Source organism: Ruegeria sp. CDSB136, assembly GCF_059610965.1.
The window spans coordinates 286,565-308,436 of sequence record NZ_JBXWOP010000002.1 but is presented as its reverse complement, the minus strand read 5'-3'; the positions used below and the strand labels follow the sequence as shown (position 1 = coordinate 308,436).

At 56.7% G+C, this 21,872-nt stretch carries 23 protein-coding genes and 1 pseudogene; 11 read left to right on the top strand and 13 right to left on the bottom strand.

Going from position 1 to position 21,872, the window contains the following annotated elements; translation table 11 throughout:
• Nucleotides 1-133 precede the first annotated feature (133 nt).
• The 3 genes and pseudogenes from AC2FIR_RS03995 (at nt 134) to AC2FIR_RS03985 (ending at nt 4,583) form a co-directional block, all read left to right on the top strand.
• Nucleotides 134-1,708: a lysine--tRNA ligase gene (locus AC2FIR_RS03995; RefSeq protein ID WP_496747943.1), complete on the top strand. Its 1,575-nt coding sequence runs from the start codon at nt 134-136 to the stop codon at nt 1,706-1,708.
• Between the two features lie 48 nt (nt 1,709-1,756).
• Complete coding sequence (locus tag AC2FIR_RS03990) at nt 1,757-2,158, top strand: DUF4864 domain-containing protein (protein WP_321249229.1); 402 nt, start codon at nt 1,757-1,759, stop codon at nt 2,156-2,158.
• Nucleotides 2,159-2,295: 137 nt separating this feature from the next.
• Nucleotides 2,296-4,583: pseudogene (locus tag AC2FIR_RS03985) on the top strand (glycosyl hydrolase family 28-related protein).
• Nucleotides 4,584-4,626: 43 nt separating this feature from the next.
• On the opposite strand, the gene AC2FIR_RS03980 reads toward AC2FIR_RS03985, so the two are convergent.
• Complete coding sequence (locus tag AC2FIR_RS03980) at nt 4,627-5,289, bottom strand: hypothetical protein (RefSeq protein WP_170614429.1); 663 nt, start codon at nt 5,287-5,289, stop codon at nt 4,627-4,629.
• A 141-nt stretch (nt 5,290-5,430) separates the two neighbouring features.
• Here AC2FIR_RS03980 and AC2FIR_RS03975 point away from each other — a divergent pair, with 141 nt between their 5' ends.
• From AC2FIR_RS03975 to AC2FIR_RS03965, 3 genes are all read left to right on the top strand, one after another.
• On the top strand, nt 5,431-5,751 hold the full coding sequence (locus tag AC2FIR_RS03975; protein WP_170614428.1) for an antibiotic biosynthesis monooxygenase family protein: 321 nt from the start codon (nt 5,431-5,433) through the stop codon (nt 5,749-5,751).
• A gap of 70 nt (nt 5,752-5,821) precedes the next feature.
• Complete coding sequence (locus AC2FIR_RS03970; RefSeq protein WP_170614427.1) at nt 5,822-6,229, top strand: universal stress protein; 408 nt, start codon at nt 5,822-5,824, stop codon at nt 6,227-6,229.
• Nucleotides 6,230-6,301: 72 nt separating this feature from the next.
• The gene (locus tag AC2FIR_RS03965) at nt 6,302-6,721 is read left to right on the top strand and encodes an excalibur calcium-binding domain-containing protein (RefSeq protein ID WP_496747940.1); all 420 of its coding nucleotides are present in this window, start codon (nt 6,302-6,304) and stop codon (nt 6,719-6,721) included.
• 48 nt (nt 6,722-6,769) lie between these two features.
• On the opposite strand, the gene AC2FIR_RS03960 is transcribed toward AC2FIR_RS03965, so the two are convergent.
• From AC2FIR_RS03960 to AC2FIR_RS03945, 4 genes are all read right to left on the bottom strand, one after another.
• On the bottom strand, nt 6,770-7,489 hold the full coding sequence (locus AC2FIR_RS03960) for a helix-turn-helix transcriptional regulator (protein ID WP_170614425.1): 720 nt from the start codon (nt 7,487-7,489) through the stop codon (nt 6,770-6,772).
• A complete protein-coding gene (locus AC2FIR_RS03955) occupies nt 7,428-7,646 on the bottom strand; it encodes a hypothetical protein (protein WP_170614121.1) in 219 nt (72 codons plus the stop codon). Before AC2FIR_RS03955 ends, AC2FIR_RS03960 begins: the two co-directional genes overlap by 62 nt.
• Nucleotides 7,647-7,850: 204 nt before the next feature.
• A complete protein-coding gene (ccrA, locus tag AC2FIR_RS03950; protein ID WP_170614424.1) occupies nt 7,851-9,137 on the bottom strand; it encodes a crotonyl-CoA carboxylase/reductase in 1,287 nt (428 codons plus the stop codon).
• A 113-nt stretch (nt 9,138-9,250) separates the two neighbouring features.
• The gene (locus AC2FIR_RS03945) at nt 9,251-10,639 is read right to left on the bottom strand and encodes a 1-acyl-sn-glycerol-3-phosphate acyltransferase (RefSeq protein ID WP_496747938.1); all 1,389 of its coding nucleotides are present in this window, start codon (nt 10,637-10,639) and stop codon (nt 9,251-9,253) included.
• Nucleotides 10,640-10,782: 143 nt separating this feature from the next.
• Between AC2FIR_RS03945 and AC2FIR_RS03940 the strand changes: the two genes are divergently transcribed.
• The 3 genes from AC2FIR_RS03940 (at nt 10,783) to deoD (ending at nt 13,920) form a co-directional block, all read left to right on the top strand.
• The gene (locus AC2FIR_RS03940; RefSeq protein WP_496747936.1) at nt 10,783-12,750 is read left to right on the top strand and encodes a protein meaA; all 1,968 of its coding nucleotides are present in this window, start codon (nt 10,783-10,785) and stop codon (nt 12,748-12,750) included.
• 122 nt (nt 12,751-12,872) lie between these two features.
• Nucleotides 12,873-13,190 carry an H-NS histone family protein gene (locus tag AC2FIR_RS03935; protein WP_170614421.1) on the top strand — a complete coding sequence of 106 codons (318 nt, stop codon included), beginning with the start codon at nt 12,873-12,875 and terminating at the stop codon, nt 13,188-13,190.
• 16 nt (nt 13,191-13,206) lie between these two features.
• The gene (gene deoD / locus AC2FIR_RS03930) at nt 13,207-13,920 is read left to right on the top strand and encodes a purine-nucleoside phosphorylase (RefSeq protein ID WP_496761929.1); all 714 of its coding nucleotides are present in this window, start codon (nt 13,207-13,209) and stop codon (nt 13,918-13,920) included.
• A 43-nt stretch (nt 13,921-13,963) separates the two neighbouring features.
• Here the strand turns inward: deoD and AC2FIR_RS03925 are convergent, their stop codons facing one another.
• From AC2FIR_RS03925 to AC2FIR_RS03910, 4 genes are all read right to left on the bottom strand, one after another.
• Nucleotides 13,964-14,809 (bottom strand): urea carboxylase-associated family protein, encoded by an 846-nt coding sequence (locus AC2FIR_RS03925; RefSeq protein WP_496744928.1) that lies wholly within the window; start codon nt 14,807-14,809, stop codon nt 13,964-13,966.
• 318 nt (nt 14,810-15,127) lie between these two features.
• Nucleotides 15,128-15,274: a hypothetical protein gene (locus tag AC2FIR_RS03920; RefSeq protein ID WP_480904784.1), complete on the bottom strand. Its 147-nt coding sequence runs from the start codon at nt 15,272-15,274 to the stop codon at nt 15,128-15,130.
• Nucleotides 15,275-15,410: 136 nt separating this feature from the next.
• Nucleotides 15,411-16,190, bottom strand: a complete 780-nt coding sequence (locus tag AC2FIR_RS03915; RefSeq protein ID WP_496744930.1) for a succinate dehydrogenase iron-sulfur subunit — start codon at nt 16,188-16,190, stop codon at nt 15,411-15,413.
• A gap of 248 nt (nt 16,191-16,438) precedes the next feature.
• Nucleotides 16,439-16,660 carry a hypothetical protein gene (locus tag AC2FIR_RS03910; protein ID WP_496744932.1) on the bottom strand — a complete coding sequence of 74 codons (222 nt, stop codon included), beginning with the start codon at nt 16,658-16,660 and terminating at the stop codon, nt 16,439-16,441.
• A 51-nt stretch (nt 16,661-16,711) separates the two neighbouring features.
• On the opposite strand from AC2FIR_RS03910, the gene AC2FIR_RS03905 reads away from it, so the two are divergent.
• Nucleotides 16,712-17,428 (top strand): glycosyltransferase family 4 protein, encoded by a 717-nt coding sequence (locus AC2FIR_RS03905; protein WP_480912501.1) that lies wholly within the window; start codon nt 16,712-16,714, stop codon nt 17,426-17,428.
• Nucleotides 17,412-18,281 (top strand): FkbM family methyltransferase, encoded by an 870-nt coding sequence (locus AC2FIR_RS03900; protein ID WP_480912502.1) that lies wholly within the window; start codon nt 17,412-17,414, stop codon nt 18,279-18,281. The genes AC2FIR_RS03905 and AC2FIR_RS03900 overlap by 17 nt, the downstream gene beginning before the upstream one ends.
• Nucleotides 18,282-18,355: 74 nt before the next feature.
• Here AC2FIR_RS03900 and sdhA read toward each other — a convergent pair whose 3' ends face one another.
• The 4 genes from sdhA to AC2FIR_RS03880 all read right to left on the bottom strand — a co-directional run bounded on the left by sdhA (nt 18,356) and on the right by AC2FIR_RS03880 (nt 21,829).
• A complete protein-coding gene (gene sdhA / locus AC2FIR_RS03895; protein WP_496744934.1) occupies nt 18,356-20,161 on the bottom strand; it encodes a succinate dehydrogenase flavoprotein subunit in 1,806 nt (601 codons plus the stop codon).
• A gap of 19 nt (nt 20,162-20,180) precedes the next feature.
• The gene (gene sdhD, locus AC2FIR_RS03890; RefSeq protein WP_496744936.1) at nt 20,181-20,552 is read right to left on the bottom strand and encodes a succinate dehydrogenase, hydrophobic membrane anchor protein; all 372 of its coding nucleotides are present in this window, start codon (nt 20,550-20,552) and stop codon (nt 20,181-20,183) included.
• Between the two features lie 13 nt (nt 20,553-20,565).
• Nucleotides 20,566-20,952: a succinate dehydrogenase, cytochrome b556 subunit gene (gene sdhC, locus AC2FIR_RS03885; RefSeq protein WP_170614411.1), complete on the bottom strand. Its 387-nt coding sequence runs from the start codon at nt 20,950-20,952 to the stop codon at nt 20,566-20,568.
• Nucleotides 20,953-21,157: 205 nt separating this feature from the next.
• Nucleotides 21,158-21,829, bottom strand: coding sequence for a DUF1194 domain-containing protein (locus tag AC2FIR_RS03880; RefSeq protein ID WP_170614410.1), 672 nt, complete (start codon nt 21,827-21,829; stop codon nt 21,158-21,160).
• Nucleotides 21,830-21,872 lie beyond the last annotated feature (43 nt).

The following is a 21,872-nucleotide window of genomic DNA, read 5'->3' as shown; positions in this document are numbered from 1 at the left end:
GCATTTGGCAGACGGCTCGAATTTGCCGGGAAAACGAACGCCCTTTATTGACTCATGCTGCACCGGCACAATAGGAGAGGCCGGGTTGGTCGCATCGGGCGGCCTGCGCATTTCCCTATGGAGTTCAAAGCAAATGTCTGACCTGCGTGAAACCGCGATGTCGTCCAAGGCCTGGCCCTTTGAAGAGGCGCGCCGGTTGCTCAAACGCTATCAGAAAGGGGCTCCGGATAAGGGGTATGTGCTGTTCGAAACCGGCTACGGCCCGTCCGGTCTGCCGCATATCGGAACCTTCGGCGAGGTCGCGCGGACCACGATGGTCAAGCGCGCATTCGAAGCGTTGTCGGATATTCCGACCAAGCTGATCTGCTTCTCGGACGATCTGGACGGGATGCGCAAGGTGCCGACCAATGTGCCGAACCCCGAGATTCTGGAGCAGCATCTGCAGCGCCCGCTGACCTCGGTGCCGGACCCGTTTGGCGAATATGACAGCTTCGGCGAGCATAACAATGCGATGCTGCGGCGGTTTCTGGACACATTTGGTTTCGAGTACGAGTTCTACTCGGCCAAGGAATTTTATGAGTCCGGGCAGTTTGACGAGGTGCTCAAACGCGCAGTTGAGCGTTATGACGAGATCATGGCGATCATGCTCAAAAGCCTTCGGGAAGAGCGCCAGCAGACCTATTCGATCTTCCTGCCCCTGCACCCCGAAAGCGGGCGGGTGATGTATGTGCCGATGAAAAAGGTCTGCGCCGAGACCTATACTGTGACCTTTGACGATGAGACTGGTAAGGAATGGACGGTTCCTGTCACCGGTGGCCACGTCAAACTGCAGTGGAAGCCGGATTTCGGTGCGCGCTGGGCGGCGCTGGGTGTGGATTTCGAGATGTATGGCAAGGAACATGCCACCAACGAGAAAATCTACGACGCAATCTGCCGGGCCCTGGGTGGTCGCGCGCCCGAGCATTTTTCTTACGAGCTGTTTCTGGATGAGAACGGGCAGAAGATCTCAAAATCCTCCGGCAATGGCGTGTCGATTGATGAATGGCTGACCTACGCGCCGACCGAGTCGCTGGCCTATTTCATGTATCAAAAGCCAAAGACGGCAAAACGGATGCATTTCGACGTGATCCCAAAGGCCTATGATGAGTATCATCAGCAGTTGCGCGCTTATCCGGGGCAGGATCTGAAAGCGCAATTGAACAACCCCGTTTGGCATATCCATGGTGGGGATGTCCCTGAATCCACGCTGATGGTTCCGTTCGCGATGCTGCTGAATCTGGCATCGGTATCTGGTGCCGAAGACAAAGAAGCGCTGTGGGGCTTTATCCGTCGCTACGCGCCGGAGGCCACGGCCGAGACGCATCCCGACTTGGATCAGGCGGCAGGCTTTGCGGTGCGTTACTTCAATGATTTCGTTAAGCCGACCCGCAAACATCGCGCACCGACGGATCAGGAACGCGAGGCGTTGGAGGCGCTGAAAGCCGCGCTGGAGGTTTATGACGGCCCGATTGAAGATGAGGCGCTGCAATCAGTGGTTTATTCCATCGGACGCGAGCGGTTTGATCCGATGCGCGGCTGGTTCACCGCCTTGTACGAAGTGTTGCTTGGCGCCTCTCAGGGGCCGCGTTTCGGCGGCTTCATTGCGCTCTATGGCGTGCCTGAAACCATCGCGCTGATCGACAAGGCGTTGGCCGGAGAACTGGCCTGATTTGACCTGATCCCGCATAGGGCTACCCTTCCGTTTGGAGGTGACCCCATGCGTCGTTCATTACTTGCCTTATCGTTATCTGTCGCAGTGGCTACGGGCGTTTTTGCCCAAAGCTCCGAAATCGAGGCAAATATAGCGGCGCAGATTCAGGCGTTCAAAGTCGATGATTTTGATACCGCCTTTACTTTCGCCAGCCCAAATATCCAGCGTCTGTTCCGAAACCCCGATAATTTCGGGGCAATGGTTCGCAATGGATATCCGATGGTCTGGCGCCCGTCGGACCTGCGGTTTCTGGAACTGCGCGAAATTGCCGGGGCGTTGTGGCAGAAAGTTCTGATCGTGGACGGTCGCGGCCAAACCCATATCCTGGATTATCAGATGGTTCAGCAGGAAGACGGCTGGAAAATCAACGCGGTTCAGTTGCTGGGGAAAGCAGACCCCGCAGCCTGACACAACACGACCGTCACGGTGACATGAGACCCGGTTAATCCCCATTCGATATCCAGACTTTCGCGCCCGGAATTCACCCGGGCAATGGTCTGGTGCGCGCTGCAATCTGATCGGCAGCGATTGGGAAAGGGATTCGAATGAACAAGGCAATCACCGACGGCATCGTGTTTGTGCCGCCTCAGTTCGCAGATGATTTGGGCGTCTGGTCCAGCGGCGATGGCACCCCGGGGTCTCCGACATATGCCGGGTCGGGTACGGGCGCATTTGTGCCCTCGGATCCGAACTTTGCCGGATGTCTTGAAATCCTCAAAGTGAGCACGACCCAACACTTGCGGTATATGGGGCAGACGCCGTTGCTGCCCGGCTGTTACCTGCAGATCAAGGCACGGGTCAAAGCCATCAGTGGTCCACTGCCCACCGTCAGGATCGGAGGGGTAGGCCGGTGTTGCCGGCGACGTGCACGTGACCGGTGTCGTCGAACAGGGGCCTGCCGCGCAATTGTCGGGGTACGGCACAGTTCATGAGATTACCGCCATTGTCGGAACTGGCCAGCGGGCTGGCGTCGACATGGCGTGGGGCGCACAGGCACTGTATGGACATTTCGGTCTGGATATCGACGGGCCAAACGGGGCCGTGGTGCGCATTGACGATCTTCAGATCACCGACATCACGAGTGTTTTTCTGCGCGACATGATCAGCAGCGTGGATGTCACGGATTTCGGCGCAGTCGGCGATGGGGTTGTGGACGATTCCCTTGCGTTCGAAGCAGCCGATCAGGCGGCGGGGGGCCGTCGTGTATTTGTGCCGCAGGGTACTTATTTGCTGGCAGAAAACACAACCATCGTGTCAGAAGTTGATTTTGCGGGCACCGTTACAATGCCCGACGACAAGATGCTGTTGCTGACCCAAGGTTTTGACCTGCCGACTTATATATCGGCTTTTGGCGATGAAGAGCTTGGCTTCAAAAAAGCGTTTCAGGCTTTGCTGAACAATTCAGATCATGAATCGCTGGATATGGGCGGGCGCAAGATTTCGGTGAGCAAGCCCATCGACATGGCCGCTGCCGTTCCCAATAAGAAAAGTGGTTTTAACCCGGCGCGTGATCCGCAATGGTCAGTTTGACGTCAAAAGCAGCTCGGCCTGGGACACCGAGATCTTCACCTCGGTCGCAACCTACAACCCTGCGGACCAAACACGGCTGACAAATGTCGCTAACGTCGCGAATATTCCGGTTGGTGCCCTGATTCAGGGCAATGGTGTCGGGCGCGAGATTTATGTCCGCTCGAAGAACGAGGGTGCCGGTGAAATCACGCTGAACGCGCCGATTTACAATGCTGCTGGCACACAGACATTCACCTTCACCAGCTTCAAGTATCTGCTTGATTTCAGCGGCTTCGACACGCTGCGGAAGTTCGGCCTGGAAGAGATCGAATTTCAGTGCAACAGCAGATGTAGCGCCATTCGTCTGGCTCCATCCGGCAGCACGTTTGCGGTCAGCAATTGCTTTATCAGCCGTCCCATGGATCGGGGGATCACATCCATCGGAACCGGTTGTCAGGGCCTGCTGATCGACAATTGCCAGTTCCTGTCTGCCGAGGAGTCCCTGAACGTTACCGATCGCCGTTCGATCGCCCTCAATGCAACAGCGAATGATGTCAAACTGCGGCACAATCGGGCGGTTCGGTTCCTGCATTTTGCTCTGTTGGGCGGCACCAACAACTTGATTCTGGGCAATCATTTCTTTCAGGGCGACAGCATTCCGCAGGGGTTGCGAACCGCCGGGTTGATCCTGACGCGCACTTACAACAGTTCGACCATTGCTGAGAACTACATCGACAATTGCTACTTCGAATGGACGAATGAACGGGATGCCGCTCCGACCTATACGTCCGGCTATTCCTTCAGCGCGCTGAGTATCACAGACAATATTTTTTACTGTAGCGAGGCGCCGTCATGGTTCAGTTTCATCGTTATCCGACCGCACGGCCCCGGCCACTTCCTGAACGGCTTCATCGTCACCGGAAACAAGTTCCGGTCTTCGAGCGGGAGTATCTACAAGGCCGAACGCGTGGACACGAGCTTTGCGGACCTGAACAATAACGCGCACATGAATGTCACGTTCCAACACAATACATTCCACGGAACGCTGACGGATTCAGAAAACCCGGTTCGGGTGCGGCACAAGCAACAGACGCCATCCTTTGCATGGGGTGTGTTGTCGGTGGGCAAGCTTCCATTCGCGGGCAAAGCGCGGGGGTGTGACGCCGTGACCACGCTTGGTCCCCTGAGAACGGTGTTTGGCAGTGTGAGCCACGCGAGCCCATATGCCGAGCTCGAACAGGGTTTTGGCGCTCGCGACGTGATCCTCCGCTGGCCAGAGCAACTTAGCGGGGAAGTATCCGTTACCCTACGCATGGACAGCTGAGGCCGACATGGCCGTCCCCGGAGGACGGCCAACTCCCGCCGCATCAGAAGTCGCGCCACAAGGCAAATTTGATCCCGACGTTGCTTTGGAAGGCATTCCGTTCGGCACCAACAACCCAAGTTGTACTCCCGCCCTTTCGGCGGATCATCACTGACGGCCGTGCGCTCCAATAAACCGGACGGCCGGGGGTATATGTGCTTTCAAGCTGCAGCAGTGGATTGATCCATCGCTGAGATGACAGCCCCGCCGTCAGATCAAGTTTGCGAAACAGCGCATCGTGCGTGCGGTATTCCAAAGCTGCGTCGATCGCGATCCAGCCATTTCCCCAACCGCTTTCAAACCCATTTCCGTAAGACACAGTCGCCTTGTACAAGGCCCACGCGCTTTTTTGCCGGTGATGTGCGCCGACACCAAATTCGGCGGCAAACCGACCTTTGCGCCCAAGATCCGCGACCGGAGTACGGGCGAAAATCAAAGCGTGGCCATAAAGGTGTTGGTGCTCCTCGGCGTCTAGCCCAATCGTCAGTCCGGGGCGTAACCCCCATTCTGCATAAAGTGACGATTTGTATTCGTAGCTGCCGTCCTCGGTCCTGAATCCCGTGATTGCAGCCGCGACAAAGCCGGTATTCTGTTCCCTCAGCCAGGCCCCGGCAAAAACCGGACCGGCCAATGTCATCAGAAAAAGGAAAAGCAAGATGCGGATCATGACCGCACCTTCCCCGAGCATGGTTAACGGATCGTTAGTTTTTCGTTTGTTTTCTGGAAACTAATTCCCGAAGACACAAAACGAAACACGAGACGTTTCCGGTTCCTGTGTTAGGCTGAGAAAAGCCAAAGGAGATTCCAGATGCTACAGATTTCAAAATCCGCAAGCGTTCAGACTGTTATCACCACATTCGAAATGACACCGGGGACCTGTCAGGACCTGCTTGAGGCGCTGACGGATGCCTATGCGGAATTCATCTCAAAACAACCGGGTTTCGTATCCGCCGGTCTGCACGTCAACGATGCCCAAACCAGGATCGCAAACTACTCGCAATGGGAACGCCGCGAAGACTTCCTTGCCATGCTCCGCACTCCCGAGATGCGCGACCGGAACCGCAAGATCAATGAGCTGTGCAAAAGTTTCGAACCGGTCATGTATGATGTCGCGGAAACATTCGGCTGATCCTGACCTGAATCAAAGACCACAACTGAACTTGGGTTCAGTTTGAAAACCTGAAACGGAGGCTCGTGTCATGTATCACAACATTCTTGTACCCATTTCGTTCGATGTCGAACGTGACACGTCCGGACCACTGAAACTGGCGCAAATTCTGGCGACCCCTGAGGCAAAGGTCACGCTGCTGCATGTCGTTGAACATATTCCAAGCTACGCGATCTCGTACATGCCGACGGAATATCTGACCGAAGCCCGCAGGGCCATTCAAGCCGAGTTGGACAAACTGGCAGCAAATATTCCCAACGCGCGGGGCGTTGTGGTCGAAGGGCATTCCGGCCGGACCATTCTGGATTGGGCGCAGGAGCACAAACCTGATCTGATCATCATAGCTTCCCACCGACCGGGCATGCAGGATCTGTTGCTTGGATCAACCGCCAACCATGTGGTGCGCCATGCGGCCTGCGCGGTTCACGTAGTACGCTGATATTCAGTCCTTCAGCATTCGCCATTCCGAGGCCAAAGCTTTGCCACAAATCCGGGCGAAGATCAGCGCGAAATGTTGAAAAGATCCGTACCACCTGAGCCCGAACTGAATTCGCGCGCCGCTCACCGGTATCGTCGGGCAGACGCGACGCGCAAAAGGGCTCTGTCCCCGATCCGCATTCTGTTCATGGTTCTGGCCCTGCCCCTGACTACGGCACTGGTCGCCGTCAACATCTATTTGCGGACGTCCGAGTACGAAAGAAACGACGCCATTATTCATCTTGTGGCGATGGCGGGGTGTGACACCGTTCTGAAGATTGTCCCGGGACCATTCATCCGGGGCCAACCAGGGTATCATGAACGCAACGATCCAAATGGCGACGGTGTCGCCTGCGGGATTCTCAATCAAGCCTCTTCGACCGGACAGACACAACAACGACCCCCAGCCACGAGCGTGCGTTCGGTCGGTAATGCAAGATTCGTCCGGCCCTAAAGGCTGAGCACCTGCTCATCCACAAAGACAAACCGGAACCACAGGCCATCAAACCACGATCAGTCCCCGGCTGAGGGCCGTGGCGATGGCATGGGTGGTATTCTGTGCGCCCAGCTTTGCCCGCGCGCTTTCAATATAGACACGCAGCGTGTGTTCCGAAATCGACAGGGAGTGCGCGACCTGAGCGCGACTATAGCCCAGCGCAAGCAAGGTCATCGCGTCAATCTCGCGCGGGGACAGGGCACGTGGAGCGTCCGGTTGCCGCTCACGCTCAAACTCCAGCGCCTTTCGGTTGAAGTAATGGGCAATCAGAATCAGGCCACGTCCATTTTCGGAGATGAAATCCTGCCAGGTTTCGTCATCGCAGGAATGGTTCACTGTAAACAGAGCAAACTGGCCGTTGGGACCGCGGATCGGGATGGAGTAACCCTGATTGCCGACGCCGTGCTGCTGCGCGTCCAGAAGAAAAGCCTTGGCGACCTTTCCGGACCAGTCCAGTGATTTCCAGTCAACAGGATGAAATCGCTGGAAGCACCCGATTATGACCGGGTCGATCCGGTGATAGTTCTTTTCCTGATATCGCTCGGCCCAGGCGTCGGGATAGGTCGTATATCCGTATTGGTCCCCTGCCCCATCAACCCAGTGATAGATGATGTGTTCAATCTGCAGCTTGTCTCTGAGATGAACAGCGATAGCGCTTAGCTCATCAAGCGTGCTGGTGTTTTCCAAATCCTCCAGGATCTGGCTCAAATCGAGTCTTGTGACCATCCGCCGGCGCCCGCACCTCATTCTTCATGGACGCGATTTCGGCCGCTGCGATCAGCCTGGTATCGTCAAGCTGCTCGGCCAGCGCGGTCAAACCGTTTGCCGAAGCAAAGGCGTTGAGGTCCGACAATACGTCCAGTATCCACTCATTTTGCGCCATCAGGGTCTCTCCGAAACGGTTAACGAAGGGTTAACACAACCATAGCATGCATAGTGTTTTTTCGCATATTCACTGCTTTCTACTCCCCAAAAATAGCGGGGGCCGATATTGCAACTCTCTGAAAGCATTGAAGTCCCTCTAAAATAAGAAACGCCCGCGAACCAAAAATGTGATTCGCGGGCGCTGAAATTGGCTTTCGTGGACTTAGTCGCGCGCGTCCAGAACCTCTTCCAGTGTGCGCATACCGGTTCTCGGTGCCTGCACCAGAACGGACATGTTCCCGGGCTTGTGTTCGTTGCGCATCATCTTCATGTGCGCAGCAGGCAATTCGTTCCAGGAAAAGACCTCGGACATGCAGGGATCAAGACGGCGTTCGACCATCAGCTGGTTGGCCGAGGCGGCTTGTTTCAGATGCGCGAAGTGAGACCCCTGAAGTCGCTTCTGGTGCATCCACATGTAACGCACGTCGAAGGTCAGGTTATAGCCGGTGGTGCCGGCACAGATCACAACCATGCCGCCTTTTTTGACGACGAATGTCGAGACCGGAAAGGTGCTTTCGCCCGGATGTTCGAACACCATGTCGACGTTCACACCCTTGCCGGTGATGTCCCAGATCGCTTTGCCAAACTTGCGGGCCTCTTTGAACCACTCAGCATATTCCGGCGTGTTCACGGTGGGCAGCTGACCCCAGCAATTGAAGTCCTTGCGGTTCAGTACACCCTTGGCGCCCAGCCCCATGACAAAGTCACGCTTGCTTTCGTCTGATATCACACCGATCGCATTCGCGCCGGCTGTATTGATCAACTGGATCGCGTAAGAGCCCAGACCACCCGACGCGCCCCAAACCAGAACGTTCTGACCCGGCTTCAGGTCATGCGGCTCGTGACCGAACAGCATCCGGTATGCGGTTGCCAGCGTCAGCGTGTAGCAGGCGCTTTCTTCCCAGGTCAGGTGCTTGGGGCGCGGCATCAACTGCTGCGCTTGGACATTGGTGAACTGGGCAAAAGACCCGTCCGGAGTCTCATAGCCCCAGATACGCTGGCTGGGCGAGTACATCGGATCGCCGCCATTGCAGTGCTCGTCATCACCGTCATCCTGGTTGCAGTGGATCACGACCTCATCGCCGACTTTCCAGCGTGTGACCTTGTCGCCCACGGCCCAGACGATACCCGAAGCATCGGAACCTGCGATGTGAAACGGCTGGCCGTGGCCATCAAACGGGCTGATCGGCTTGCCCAGCGACGCCCAGACGCCATTGTAGTTGACACCTGCGGCCATCACCAGAACCAGCACCTCGTGGCTGTCCAATACAGGCACATCAACCACTTCCAGCTGCATGGCAGTGTCAGGCTCGCCATGGCGCTCTTTGCGGATGGCCCAGGCATACATTTTCTTGGGGACATACCCCATCGGAGGGATCTCACCCATCTCATAGAGGTCTTTTTCAGGTGCCTCGTACGACGCGATACCGCTGTCGGTGTCCAGAGCCATGTTGGCCTCCTTTAGTCAGTTCGTTTGCCGCGACGCAGAATCGCGCCCGTTAACCGATGGAATATTGGCCATCGAGTAACATTGCAATAGATATTGACACTGTTTTTGTAATTTTATGACCCAGCAGTTGCAGAAAGACCTTTCGCTTCTGCAGCATAATACGTCTCGATTTCTTTTGGCGCAGAGGCGGCATAGTAGTTCAGAAGATCCAATCTTTGCCCTGAGGATGAGATTTTTCCGTCAACCTGTCGCAATACCCTGCGCTCGACCAGCTGGTTGACAGCGGACGTGATCGCATCGCTGTTGGATTCGGATCCGCCTCCGTCCCGCTGCATGAAGCGGGCGATCAGGTCGGTCAGCTTTGCACCGGACATCTCGCCGTGTTCGCGCACAAGCCAACAGGCTGCAGGCGCAGGCACCAGGGGTATCGCCTCGCCAATACGCGACATCAGCAGACGTGCGAGATCGGTCATCAGGTCCTTGCTGCCACCTGCCCGATAGGCCCGCAGCGAAACGGGCTCGCCATAGCGCACGGAGGCAAGGCCGAATCTTGTGTATCGACCGATTATGCGTCGCCAGACCTGCTTGAGCATCCAACGCGTCACAACCCCGATCCTTGCGCGAAAGCGCCGCTCGCTTCCCAGCGCAGCCCGGGTCAGAATCGTATCTTCCAGCACGCGATCATAGTTCAGCGCCACGGGAACAAAGACCACATCCCGTCCATCGGATGTGGTCCCGTCTATGATGTATTTAAGCAAGCCAAGCTTGGGCCGCCCCAATGCGCCGGTCAGGCTCAGCCCGCCTTCGGGGAACATCGCCTGCGTAACACCGGCCTCGGTTGCATGACGCACATAACAAGCCAGTACATGACGGTAGAGGTCACTTCCCGATTTTCGCCGGATGAAATACGCGCCCATCGCCCGGATCAGGCGGCTCAGCGGCCAGACGCGCGCCCATTCTCCGACCGCGTAAGACAGAGCCGATTGCTGCGCTGCCAGGTAGGTGACAAGTACATAATCCATGTTGCTGCGATGGTTCATGACAAAGACAACCGTCGCTTCGGGATCTATTTTCTTTAAGGCGTCCTCGTCCTGATGGCTCAGCCGGACTTCGTAAAACGCGTTGCTCAGCATGCGCGCAATACGGATCGCAAAGCTGAAATAGGCAAAGGCTGAAAAAGACGGGACGATCTCGCGGGCAAAGCGGCGAGCCTGCTCGAAGGCGACGCCTTCGGGGATACCTTCTTCACGCGCATGTCGCTGCACCGCATAGCCAACCTGCGGGTCGTAGATGAGCCTCTCGATCATGTCATGCCGCCGGGCCAGCTTGAACGGCTGAATCGGCCTTTGCAGTCGCTGGTTCAGGCGCGACACGGCCCGCTCCAGGCGGCGGCGAAAAAACCAGCGCACCGACGGGAACAGAAAATGCGACGCAAAAGTGACCGCAGCGAAGACCACGATCAGTACAAACAGCCAAAGCGGAAGTTCCACGGTCTGCGTCATGGCGGCACAGTGCCATTATTCCAAAACACCTACAATCTGAACAATTCGGGATGCCGCAACGCAGCGAATTGACATATCCCAAAAATTGCGCTTTAGAACCCTTAGACGAAATTATGTTGCCCACCCAAACACGAGGCCCACCCATGACGCAGATGCAGAAAGACCGCCCCTGGCTCATCCGAACCTATGCTGGTCATTCCACCGCACAGGCCTCGAACGCGCTGTATCGCAGCAACCTGGCTAAAGGGCAGACCGGCCTGTCCGTTGCCTTCGATCTGCCGACTCAAACGGGGTATGACAGCGATCATACGCTGGCACGGGGCGAGGTGGGTAAAGTGGGTGTGCCCGTCTGCCATCTGGGTGACATGCGGGTTCTGTTCGACCAGATTCCGCTGGAGCAGATGAACACCTCGATGACGATCAACGCCACAGCGCCCTGGCTGCTGGCGCTTTATATCGCCGTGGCCGAAGAACAGGGCGCGGACGTTTCCAAGCTGCAGGGCACGGTTCAGAACGATCTGATCAAGGAATACCTGAGCCGCGGCACCTATGTCTGCCCGCCGAAACCGTCGCTTAAGATGATCGCGGACGTGGCCGAATACTGCTACACCAACGTGCCGAAGTGGAACCCGATGAACGTGTGTTCCTATCACCTGCAAGAGGCTGGCGCGACACCTGAACAGGAACTGGCCTATGCGCTGGCCACCGCTATCGCCGTTCTGGACGAACTGCGCCCGCGCGTTCCGGCCGAAGACTTCCCCGCGCTGTGCGGACGGATTTCGTTCTTTGTGAATGCGGGAATCCGCTTTGTCACTGAAATGTGCAAAATGCGGGCATTCGTCGACCTTTGGGATGAAATCCTGCAACAAAGGTATGGGGTCGAAGACCCCAAATTCCGCCGATTCCGCTATGGCGTTCAGGTGAACTCTCTTGGTCTGACCGAGCAACAGCCGGAAAACAACGTCTATCGCATCCTGATTGAGATGCTGGCCGTGACGTTGTCGAAAAAGGCGCGCGCCCGGGCGGTGCAGTTGCCTGCTTGGAACGAAGCATTGGGTTTGCCACGGCCCTGGGATCAGCAATGGTCGATGCGGATGCAGCAAATTCTGGCTTATGAAACCGACTTGCTTGAGTTTGGCGACCTGTTCGACGGCAACCCGGCCGTGGATGCAAAGGTCGAAGAGTTGAAAGAGGGTGCGCGGGCCGAACTGGCAAACCTCGAATCGATGGGCGGTGCTGTTGCCGCGATCGAATACATGAAATCGCGGCTGGTGGATTCCAACGCGGATCGCCTGAACCGCATCGAGCGCAATGAGACCGTCGTGGTCGGCGTGAACAAATGGACCGAAGGCGAGCCTTCGCCGCTGCAAACCGAAGATGGCGGCATCATGGTCGTCGACCCGGCGGTTGAACAGGAACAGATCGGGCGGCTGAACGAATGGCGGGCGGACCGCGACGACAACGCGGTCGCAGCGGCTCTGGCGGCGTTGCGCGAGGCTGCGCAATCCGGGGCCAACGTCATGGAACCCTCGATTGCCGCCGCCAAGGCGGGCGTAACAACCGGCGAATGGGCCGAAGAGATGCGCAGCGTGTACGGCACCTATCGCGGCCCGACCGGCGTTTCGGGCTCGGTCTCGAACAAGACCGAAGGCCTGGAGGATCTGCGGGCCGCAGTGGACGCGGTCAGCGACAAGCTGGGGCGGCGTCTGAAGTTCCTGGTTGGCAAGCCGGGGCTGGACGGTCATTCCAACGGAGCCGAACAAATCGCCTTCCGTGCCCGCGATTGCGGTATGGATATCAGCTATGAGGGCATCCGCCTTACGCCCGAGGAAATCGTGACGGCTGCGATCGAGGACGACGCTCATGTCATTGGCCTGTCAATCCTTTCCGGCAGCCACCTGCCGCTGGTACAGGATGTCATGGCCCGGCTTCGCGAAGCCGGACTGGATCATATCCCGGTCATCGTCGGCGGCATTATTCCGGATGACGATGCGGCAAAACTGAAATCATTTGGCGTTGCCCAAATTTACACGCCAAAAAATTTCGAACTGAATGCGATCATGGGCGATATTGTCACCTTGGCCGATCCAAAAAACCTTGCAGCGGAATAACGCACAAAACCGAGATTAATTCCCAGTTTCTATTCCCAAACCCGAATGAATGGATTACGGCATTGTTCGGGATGCGAAAGGCCAATTGGCCTTTCGTAAAATAAATGAATGGGAGAGAAATAATGGGGATCAATCTGGACAATATGTCCCGCAAGGACCTGTTGGAATTGCGCGATCAGATCGAAAAGGCACTTAAAACAGCGGAAAAACGCGAGCGCCAAAACGCCTTGAAAGCGGCAGAACAAGCTGCCGCCGAATTTGGGTTTTCACTGGCCGAATTGTCGAGCGACGCGCCGCGTGGACCCAAAGGCTCAAAAGCTAAGGCAAAATACCGCAATCCGGCCGCACCCGAACAGACCTGGTCTGGCCGCGGTCGCAAACCGCAATGGGTACATGACGCGCTGAAATCGGGCGCGGATATCGCAGATCTGGAAATCTGACAGGGCTGGCCGGAAAATGACTATTCATATCGGCGCTGAAAAAGGTGAAATCGCTGAAACCGTTCTTTTGCCCGGTGATCCGTATCGGGCAAAATGGGCGGCGGAAACGTTTCTGACGGATGTCAGAAAAATCAATGACGTACGCGGAATGCTGGGATTTACCGGCACCTGGAAGGGAAATCCTGTAACCATTCAGGGCAGCGGTATGGGAATGCCGTCCCTGTCAATTTACGTCAATGAACTGATCCGTGATTATGGCGCGAAAACCCTGATCCGCATCGGCTCGTGCGGTGGAATGCAGGACAGCGTCAATATCCGTGACGTTATCCTGGCCATGACCTCGACCACGCTCAGCACGCCTTCGCGCGGGATCATGAAAGAACTGAATTTTGCCCCCTGCGCCGATTGGAGCTTGTTGCAGGCCGCAGCCAGCGCCGCGCAAGCCAAGGGCACGACCACGCATGTCGGCGGCATCTATTCGTCGGACGTATTCTACGATGAGCGTCCCGATCTGAATGAACAGATGGTCCGGCACGGCATTCTGGGCGTCGAGATGGAAGCTGCAGAACTGTATATTCTGGCCGCCCGCCACAAATGCCAGGCGCTGGCGGTTCTAACCGTTTCAGACCATTTGCTGACCGGCGAGGCGCTGCCGTCGTCAGAACGTGAAAGCAGCTTTGGCGACATGGTCGAAATCGCATTGCAGGCCGCGTTCCCGGACGCGACGTGACCAAACTAGGGGCGGTCCTTTCGCCCTTTATTGCCCCGTCAGTCTAACGCCCGTGCGACCGGTCATACCCGTTCGGATCAGGGCTTGCCCAGCCGTCCAGCGCACCGTCCAACGGGGCAAAGACTTCAACCAGCAACGGATGGCAGGTTGCGGTATCCGAAGAATGCACGGATGAACAATCCCCGCCCGGACATGCGCTCAGATTGCCTAACAGGTCGATCTCGGCAAAGAACTCCAGGTAATCGCCCGGACGGACGGGTGACGCCTTCATGAAATACTGACCGGTATCTCGCGCGAATCCGGTGCACATGAAAACGTTAAGGACGTCGTGAACTGCCTGCTCAGCCTCGGACATCTCAATTTGCAGGTGGTCCGCCAGTGCGCGGGTCAGATTGGAGTGGCAGCAATGGTGGTACTGCGTCCCCGACAACAGGTTTCCGGTGTAAGGATCACACCGGGTTCCAATCACGTCATGCACGGACCCGCCAAATTCGTCGATCCCGTACCAGTCCAGCGTGTCTTCGACAATCGTGGCCAGCGGGCGCAGGTTGGGAAAGCTTGACCACATCCGCTCTCCGACTGTCAGATGCGTGCCATGCAGGGCGCGCGATTTGCCAGAATAGAATCGTTCCGATAAGTCGTTGAGATTCCAAATATTCAGATCGCCGACCTGTGGCCCTTCGACAGAAGTGATGCGAAAGAAGTGGCCTGCGGGCACCTCGAAACACCGGGCATCGCGCGGGGGAACCAACACGTCATCCGTCTTGATCGCATCCTTTCGGGCGCGCCGGTACAGCGCAATATCAGGCATGGGCAAAGTGTCATTAGGATAACAGATTACCGGTTTTATCGCCCGGCGGGCCGCAGCATCTTCAGGGGGCAGAGCCATCTTCAGTCCATCCAGCTTTTTGGCCAGAGTGCCTCATATCGCCCGACCTGAAAAGCCTCGGCGTTCCGGCTAAGCCTGATTCCTCAGGCATTGCGTAGGCTGATCATTTGTTTGGACAACGGCCCCACAAAAAGCGCAGGACCACGTGCCCTCTTTCAGATGCTGACGCCACCGGCAATCCCGGGTCAGAGACGAATGGCGCGACCTCCAAAAGAAATAAGCAAAAACACCCGCAGCGAGCAAAAGCAGAAGAACTGGCATGGTTCTGCTTTGCTCATCTGCCGGTGAATTTCAAGAGGGTTGCCCTTGCCGCGCGCATCAAGCTGCGTTTGCGTATTCGAACAACTCAGGCTCACCCTCAGCCAGCCTCAGCACAGGTTCCGGCGTGTAATAGGCCCAGGCCTGACCCAGAATTTCCAATGCTTCGGACGCGTTGATCTTTTTGTTGTCTTTAGATTTTTTCATCGGAGTGACCCCGTTAGATCCTGTCACTCCTCCCTGTCGCAAAGATATAGCTGCAGGGTCACCGCTACATCATACAATTTTGCAGACGGGCAATGCGCTTGCCGCAAGGCGGCAAGCGCATATTGTCGTGTTTCGATTAAACGGCGCGCTCAACCATCATTTTCTTGATCTCGGCAATAGCCTTGGCCGGATTAAGCCCCTTGGGGCAAGTCTTGGCGCAGTTCATGATCGTATGGCAGCGATACAGCTTGAACGGATCTTCCAATTCATCCAGGCGCTCGCCCGTGGCCTCGTCCCGGCTGTCGATGATCCACCGATAGGCGTGCAGCAGAGCGGCGGGGCCTAGGTAACGATCACCGTTCCACCAGTAACTGGGGCAGGATGTCGAGCAGCTGGCGCACATAACGCATTCGTAAAGGCCATCCAATTTCTTGCGATCCTCGATGGATTGCTTCCACTCTTTCACCGGGCGGTTGGTCTTGGTCTCGAGCCACGGCATGATGCTGGCGTGTTGCGCGTAGAAATGCGTCAAGTCGGGGATCAGATCCTTGACCACCGGCATGTGCGGCAGAGGATAAATCTTCACGTCGCCCTTGATCTCATCCGTGCCGTAGATACAAGCTAGAGTGTTTATCCCGTCGATATTCATTGCGCAGGAACCGCAGATGCCTTCACGGCACGAGCGGCGGAACGTCAAGGTCGGATCCACCTTGTTCTTGATATAAATCAGCGCGTCCAGAACCATCGGGCCGCAATCGTCCATATCAACGAAATACGTATCCACGCGCGGGTTCTGCCCGTCATCCGGGTTCCAGCGATAAATCTGAAACTTGCGCACGTTGCTGGCGCCGTCCGGCCTGGGCCAGGTTTTTCCTGTCGTGATACGGGAATTCTTGGGTAGGGTAAGTTGTACCATTTCCGACCTCGTGAATTTCACGGCCATTGATACATACTGCAGCGCAAAAAGCCAACAGTATAGCCATTGAAACAGCCGAATAAATTGGGAAATTTGACCTTTACAAACCTTTCTGCAGCACTGAGATTATTTGATGTTTTGAGACGGAAACCTAACTCATGCCGCCGACAAAAGTAGCCAACATACCTTTCGGCACCGGGAATCCGTATCAACACATGATGTACCAGAAATGTGGGCCGGAATTCATCCTACGCGGAGCCCGAAATGGAGAATTCGCAACCTTTGGTCAGCCGGAATTCAGGGAACAGCACGGCATTGTTCATTTGCATTGGGACGATCGGTTGTTTCAAAGCAAGGACGGGCTGGCTGACTCCCATATTTTGCGTTTTCAGATAGCCCACGACAATCTGAGCCAGTTTCAGGACAATGGCGGCCGGGTTATCTGGACCATTCACAATCAGGTCGCGCATTCGAATCCCGGTGAGATTGAGTTATTCAGAGCCAGTCGCATACAGCTAACCATGCTTGTCGATCTGATCCACGTACACACTCCGCATGCCAAAAAGCACATGATTGAGGAGTACAATGCCGATCCGAAAAAGATCCGGCTGATCCCGCACCCCAGCTATCTTGACGTTTACGAAGATAGCCAGATCACCCTGAACCGCCCGCTTCCCGCGCGGGACAAGACCCGGTTTCTTACATTTGGCACAATGCGAGGCGGTCGCGAGCTGAACATATTGCACGCGGCGGTCGCTAAGCTGTCGCGACGGGGCTACGATTTTCATCTGCATGTTGCGGGCAAGGTATTTCCTGCCAATCGCCGCGTGATCCGCCAGCTACAGTCAGTCGACACTGTTGACGTGACCGATACGCGTATTCCCAACGAAGACATCCCTGAGGTTTTCGCGCAGGCCCATGCTTATGTGTTACCGTCCGCTCAGACATTCACATCCGGGACAGCCATGCTGGCACTCAGTTTCGGTCTGCCGATCATTGCCCCCGACACGGCAGCGCACCGAGATACCACACCCGAGGCCTGCCATGATCTGCTGTATCAGCCTCATAACGCGCGGGGTCTGATACGAATGCTGCGTCACGTGATGCAGATGACCGACCAGGAGCTATCCGAAAAACGGCAGGCCTGTTTCGATTTCGCCACAGCGCGGCACCCGGAGAACGTTAGCCAAATGCTCGCCAACACCCTGAAGGAGCTTGTCGGTGAATCAGGACTTTAGTTCCAGACTCTCATCTCTCAATAGCCTTCTTGATCTTCCCGATCTGGTGCGCATCGCCGATATCGGCGCCAACCCCATGCGCCATGATGCGCCCTATCGCGATCTTCTGGCATCCGGAAATTGCGACGTCATCGGCTTTGAACCCCAAGAAGAAACCATGCGCGACCTGATCCGGAAAAAGGGACCGAACGAGCAATATTTCAATACCGCTGTCGGCGACGGACGGCTGGCGACCCTGAACATCTACAAAGGGTCTGGCCTGACGTCGCTGTTGCACCTGCGCGATGCTACATTGCGGCACCTGAGAGGGTTGCGCCGAGCGGCCCGGCAAATAGGTTCGATGGAAATCCAGACACGAAAGCTGGATGATATTCAGGATCTCGGTCGCGTAGATTTTCTGAAAATCGACATTCAGGGGGCCGAGCTTTCCGTGTTCGAGGCCGGAAAAACCACCCTCAGGGATGTCGTTGCGATACAAACCGAGGTTTCGTTCTTTCCGCTTTACGAAGATCAGCCCGGTTTCGGCGAAATAGATACGCTCATAAGAAGCTTTGGGCTGGTTCCGCACAGCTTCGCCCATATCGAAAATCGTTTGGTTGTTTCAAAATGGTCCGGCCTGCTGACCGATTTCAAACCTTCGCAAATGCTGGACGGTGACATCATCTATCTTCGGGATCTGTCAATGCCCGACAAGATCGGCACGGCCGAGCTGAAACGAATGGCGATATTGTCCGAGGGTGTTTTCGGCTTCACGGATGTGAGCATCAAGATTCTTGAAATCCTGGCACAGCGGCAAGCAATTTCCGAAGCGGATACGCAGGCGTACATTCACCGCTACGTCGCAGCACAATAAGATAAGTATTTTCGCAGGCATTCGCCGCCTCGAGAGCGCAGGCCATTTTGTTTGGAAATGGCCTGTGGAATTGTTTAGAACGTCCGCGCCTTGGGCGCGATTTTCTTCAGGTTTATGCCACCTTGATCTTCGGTCGTCAGCGGATCGACAATAACGGGGCGATAGCTGAGATCGACTTTGTTGCCCTCGACACGGCTGACGGTGTGAACGCGCCAGTTTTTGTCATCGCGTTCAGTGAAGTCTTCATGGGCATGGGCGCCGCGCGATTCCTTGCGGGCTTCGGCACCGACGATGGTGGCCAGCGCGCTGGGCATCAGGTTGGTCAGCTCCAGCGATTCCATCAGGTCGCTGTTCCAGACCAGGCTGCGGTCGGTGACTTTCAAGTCGTCCATCTTGGCCGCGATCGTAGTCATCTTTTCGACGCCTTCTGCCATTGTCTTAGCGGTCCGGAACACGGCTGCATCGGCCTGCATGGTCCGCTGCATCTCGAGCCGCAGATCGGCGGTCGGGATTGCACCATCGGCATTACGCACGGCGTCAAACCTGTCGAAGGCCTTGTCGACCGACGCCTGATTCAAAACAGGATTCGCCGCATCTGCGTCCACAACCTTACCGGCGCGGATCGCTGCCGCACGGCCAAAAACCACCAGGTCGATCAGCGAGTTCGAACCCAGACGGTTCGCACCATGCACCGAGGCACATCCTGCCTCACCCACGGCCATCAGACCCGGAACCACGGCGGTCGGGTCTTCGGCCGTCGGGTTCAGAACCTCGCCCCAATAGTTCGTTGGAATGCCGCCCATGTTGTAGTGTACGGTCGGCAGTACCGGAATCGGTTCCTTGGTGACGTCAACGCCGGCAAAGATCTTGGCGCTTTCCGAAATGCCCGGCAGACGTTCGGCCAACGCTTCTGCCGGCAGGTGGCTCAGGTTCAGGTGAATGTGATCCCCGTCCTTGCCAACACCGCGTCCTTCGCGGATCTCCATGGTCATCGAACGCGAGACATAGTCACGCGGTGCAAGGTCCTTGTACTGGGGCGCATAACGCTCCATGAACCGTTCGCCTTCCGAGTTGGTCAGGTATCCGCCCTCGCCCCGTGCACCTTCGGTGATCAGGCAGCCGGACCCATAGATGCCGGTTGGGTGGAACTGAACGAACTCCATATCCTGCAGCGCCAGACCGGCACGGGCCACCATGCCGCCACCGTCACCGGTGCAGGTGTGGGCCGAGGTGGCGCTGAAATAGGCGCGGCCGTAACCACCCGTGGCCAGCACAACCATCTTGGCATTGAAGACGTGCATCGTGCCGTCGTCCAGCTTCCAGCAGACGACACCCTGACACTGCCCGTCTTCGGACATGATCAGGTCGATGGCGAAATACTCGATGTAGAATTCGGCGTTGTTCTTCAGCGATTGGCCGTAAAGCGTGTGCAGAATTGCGTGACCGGTTCGGTCAGCCGCCGCACAAGTGCGCTGCACTGCGGGGCCTTCGCCGAACTCGGTGGTGTGACCGCCAAAGGGACGCTGATAGATTTTGCCCTCTTCGGTCCGGCTGAACGGCACGCCGTAATGCTCCAGTTCATAGACCGCCTTGGGAGCCTCGCGCGCAAGATACTCCATCGCGTCGGTATCACCCAGCCAGTCCGAGCCTTTGACGGTGTCGTACATGTGCCATTGCCAGTTGTCGGGGCCCATATTGGCCAGCGACGCGGCAATACCGCCCTGCGCGGCAACCGTGTGCGAACGGGTCGGGAAAACCTTGGTTACGCAGGCTGTGCGAAGCCCCTGCTCGGCCATGCCCAGCGTGGCGCGCAAACCTGCCCCGCCAGCGCCGACAACGACCACGTCATATTCGTGTGTTTCGTATTCGTATGCAGCCATTTCGTTCAGCTCCGGGGTGTTACAGGGCGATGCGCGCGATGGCAAAGATACCAGCGGCAGCAGCAGCGTAGGACAGGCAGATTGTCAGGATGATCAGGACCTTTTTCATCGTGCCATGCACGTAGTCCTCGATCATCACCTGCGCGCCGTCGGCGAAGTGCTTGAAACCGACCGCGAGGGTCAGCGCGGCGACAATGGCCGGGAACGGGCGCGCATAGTAGTCGAGCACCACGTCAAACGGCTGCCCCAATATCGGTCCAAAAGTGAAAATGAACAGTGGCACTAGGATCAGCAACGCAATCGAGCTGACCTTCATCGCCCAGAAATGAGCCGTGCCGGACTTGGCAGAGCCCAGGCCAATCGCACGCTTGCGGTCGGTAAGATAACGCATGAGGGCCTCCTAATTATCCGACGATCAAAAGGGTCAGAACGGTCAGTACAACGGAACCGATCACAACGGCCCAACCCAGCTTGTAGGCGGTTGGAATGTCCAACCCCACAGCGTTGTCCCAGATAAGATGCCGCACGCCCGCCAGCAAGTGATACCACAGGCCCAGCAACGAAAAGGCCATGATCAGATCGCCCAGAACCGAGGTCAGCCACCAGTTGGCCCGCTCGAACGCTTCGGGCGATGTGGCAGCGGCCAGGAACCACCAGACGATCAGCAAAGCGGCCACGATCATGGCGTTGCCGGTGATGCGCGTCAGGATGGACGTGACCGACGTCAGCTGCGGACGATAAATCGACAGATGCGGAGAAAGCGGGCGGTTGCCCCGATTAACATCGGCCATGGCGGCTCCTTTTCGGTTGGCTACCGAAGGTTTTACCGTTTTTTGTGGGTCTGTCACGTGCTGCGGATGCAAAAAGCCGCATATTCGGTCCAAAATCACAGATAAAGTTAATATGTGATCACGGTAAATATTCTCGTGATCACAAATCACATATTGCGCCGCCTATGTTAGCGTTTTCAACGGCAAAGCAATGTGATCACGAATCTCATCTGCTCTGTCGCAAGCCCGCCGTCTGCTGCGTCACTTCGCGCAGCAGTTTCTTGCGGATACGCTCCGGGTAATCGTCAAATCCAGCCGCCGAGACGACAAATGCGCCCTCGCCGACAATGACATTCTCAAAGAAATAGGCGGTCAGATCCGGCTCGCTTTCTTCGATTGCGATGGCGTTTACGGTGATGCCCCGGCTGCGCAGAACCGCATGGAGCTGCGAGGGTTCAACCCCTTCGTTCGAAATCCCGTCCCCGGAAATGTCGATCAGGCGTCGTTTGCAGTCCGCAACCTCGTCAAAGCTGGGAACCGTCATCTCCAGTGCCTCGCCAATCGCCGTGGAAAAGTTGCGCCATACCCTTGGATCATCAGAAACCTGTTGGGAAAACCGGTCGAGCGCTTCGAAGCTGTCGATGCGGGTCCAGGGGATCGTGATCCTCTGACGCGAGGACCCAGTCCACTGGACAAGCATCAGTTGCGCCTGTCCCCTGACAAGTGCCTCGGACACAACGGGGTCGCGCAATCCAGCAGACAGGCCATCCATCTGAATACGGAACTCCTGCGCGTCGACCGATCCTGATACGTCAACCGCCAGCGCCAGCGCCAGATCGCACGCGGCTGCCGGTGGAGCAAAGCAGAGACAGGCCAGAATATTGCGAAGCCAAGACATGAACGCAGATTAGCATGGTTGGCGCGATCTGCGTTCAAATGAA

Excerpts from the sequence above, each read along its gene's own strand:
- AC2FIR_RS03995 (WP_496747943.1), top strand. The coding sequence starts at position 134 with ATGTCTGACCTGCGTGAAACCGCGATGTCGTCCAAGGCCTGGCCCTTT.
- AC2FIR_RS03990 (WP_321249229.1), top strand. The coding sequence starts at position 1,757 with ATGCGTCGTTCATTACTTGCCTTATCGTTATCTGTCGCAGTGGCTACG.
- AC2FIR_RS03980 (WP_170614429.1), bottom strand. The coding sequence starts at position 5,289 with ATGATCCGCATCTTGCTTTTCCTTTTTCTGATGACATTGGCCGGTCCG.
- AC2FIR_RS03975 (WP_170614428.1), top strand. The coding sequence starts at position 5,431 with ATGCTACAGATTTCAAAATCCGCAAGCGTTCAGACTGTTATCACCACA.
- AC2FIR_RS03970 (WP_170614427.1), top strand. The coding sequence starts at position 5,822 with ATGTATCACAACATTCTTGTACCCATTTCGTTCGATGTCGAACGTGAC.
- AC2FIR_RS03965 (WP_496747940.1), top strand. The coding sequence starts at position 6,302 with ATGTTGAAAAGATCCGTACCACCTGAGCCCGAACTGAATTCGCGCGCC.
- AC2FIR_RS03960 (WP_170614425.1), bottom strand. The coding sequence starts at position 7,489 with ATGGTCACAAGACTCGATTTGAGCCAGATCCTGGAGGATTTGGAAAAC.
- AC2FIR_RS03955 (WP_170614121.1), bottom strand. The coding sequence starts at position 7,646 with ATGGCGCAAAATGAGTGGATACTGGACGTATTGTCGGACCTCAACGCC.
- ccrA (WP_170614424.1), bottom strand. The coding sequence starts at position 9,137 with ATGGCTCTGGACACCGACAGCGGTATCGCGTCGTACGAGGCACCTGAA.
- AC2FIR_RS03945 (WP_496747938.1), bottom strand. The coding sequence starts at position 10,639 with ATGACGCAGACCGTGGAACTTCCGCTTTGGCTGTTTGTACTGATCGTG.
- AC2FIR_RS03940 (WP_496747936.1), top strand. The coding sequence starts at position 10,783 with ATGACGCAGATGCAGAAAGACCGCCCCTGGCTCATCCGAACCTATGCT.
- AC2FIR_RS03935 (WP_170614421.1), top strand. The coding sequence starts at position 12,873 with ATGGGGATCAATCTGGACAATATGTCCCGCAAGGACCTGTTGGAATTG.
- deoD (WP_496761929.1), top strand. The coding sequence starts at position 13,207 with ATGACTATTCATATCGGCGCTGAAAAAGGTGAAATCGCTGAAACCGTT.
- AC2FIR_RS03925 (WP_496744928.1), bottom strand. The coding sequence starts at position 14,809 with ATGGCTCTGCCCCCTGAAGATGCTGCGGCCCGCCGGGCGATAAAACCG.
- AC2FIR_RS03920 (WP_480904784.1), bottom strand. The coding sequence starts at position 15,274 with ATGAAAAAATCTAAAGACAACAAAAAGATCAACGCGTCCGAAGCATTG.
- AC2FIR_RS03915 (WP_496744930.1), bottom strand. The coding sequence starts at position 16,190 with ATGGTACAACTTACCCTACCCAAGAATTCCCGTATCACGACAGGAAAA.
- AC2FIR_RS03910 (WP_496744932.1), bottom strand. The coding sequence starts at position 16,660 with ATGCGCGACCTGATTGTGAATGGTCCAGATAACCCGGCCGCCATTGTC.
- AC2FIR_RS03905 (WP_480912501.1), top strand. The coding sequence starts at position 16,712 with ATGCTTGTCGATCTGATCCACGTACACACTCCGCATGCCAAAAAGCAC.
- sdhA (WP_496744934.1), bottom strand. The coding sequence starts at position 20,161 with ATGGCTGCATACGAATACGAAACACACGAATATGACGTGGTCGTTGTC.
- sdhD (WP_496744936.1), bottom strand. The coding sequence starts at position 20,552 with ATGCGTTATCTTACCGACCGCAAGCGTGCGATTGGCCTGGGCTCTGCC.
- sdhC (WP_170614411.1), bottom strand. The coding sequence starts at position 20,952 with ATGGCCGATGTTAATCGGGGCAACCGCCCGCTTTCTCCGCATCTGTCG.
- AC2FIR_RS03880 (WP_170614410.1), bottom strand. The coding sequence starts at position 21,829 with ATGTCTTGGCTTCGCAATATTCTGGCCTGTCTCTGCTTTGCTCCACCG.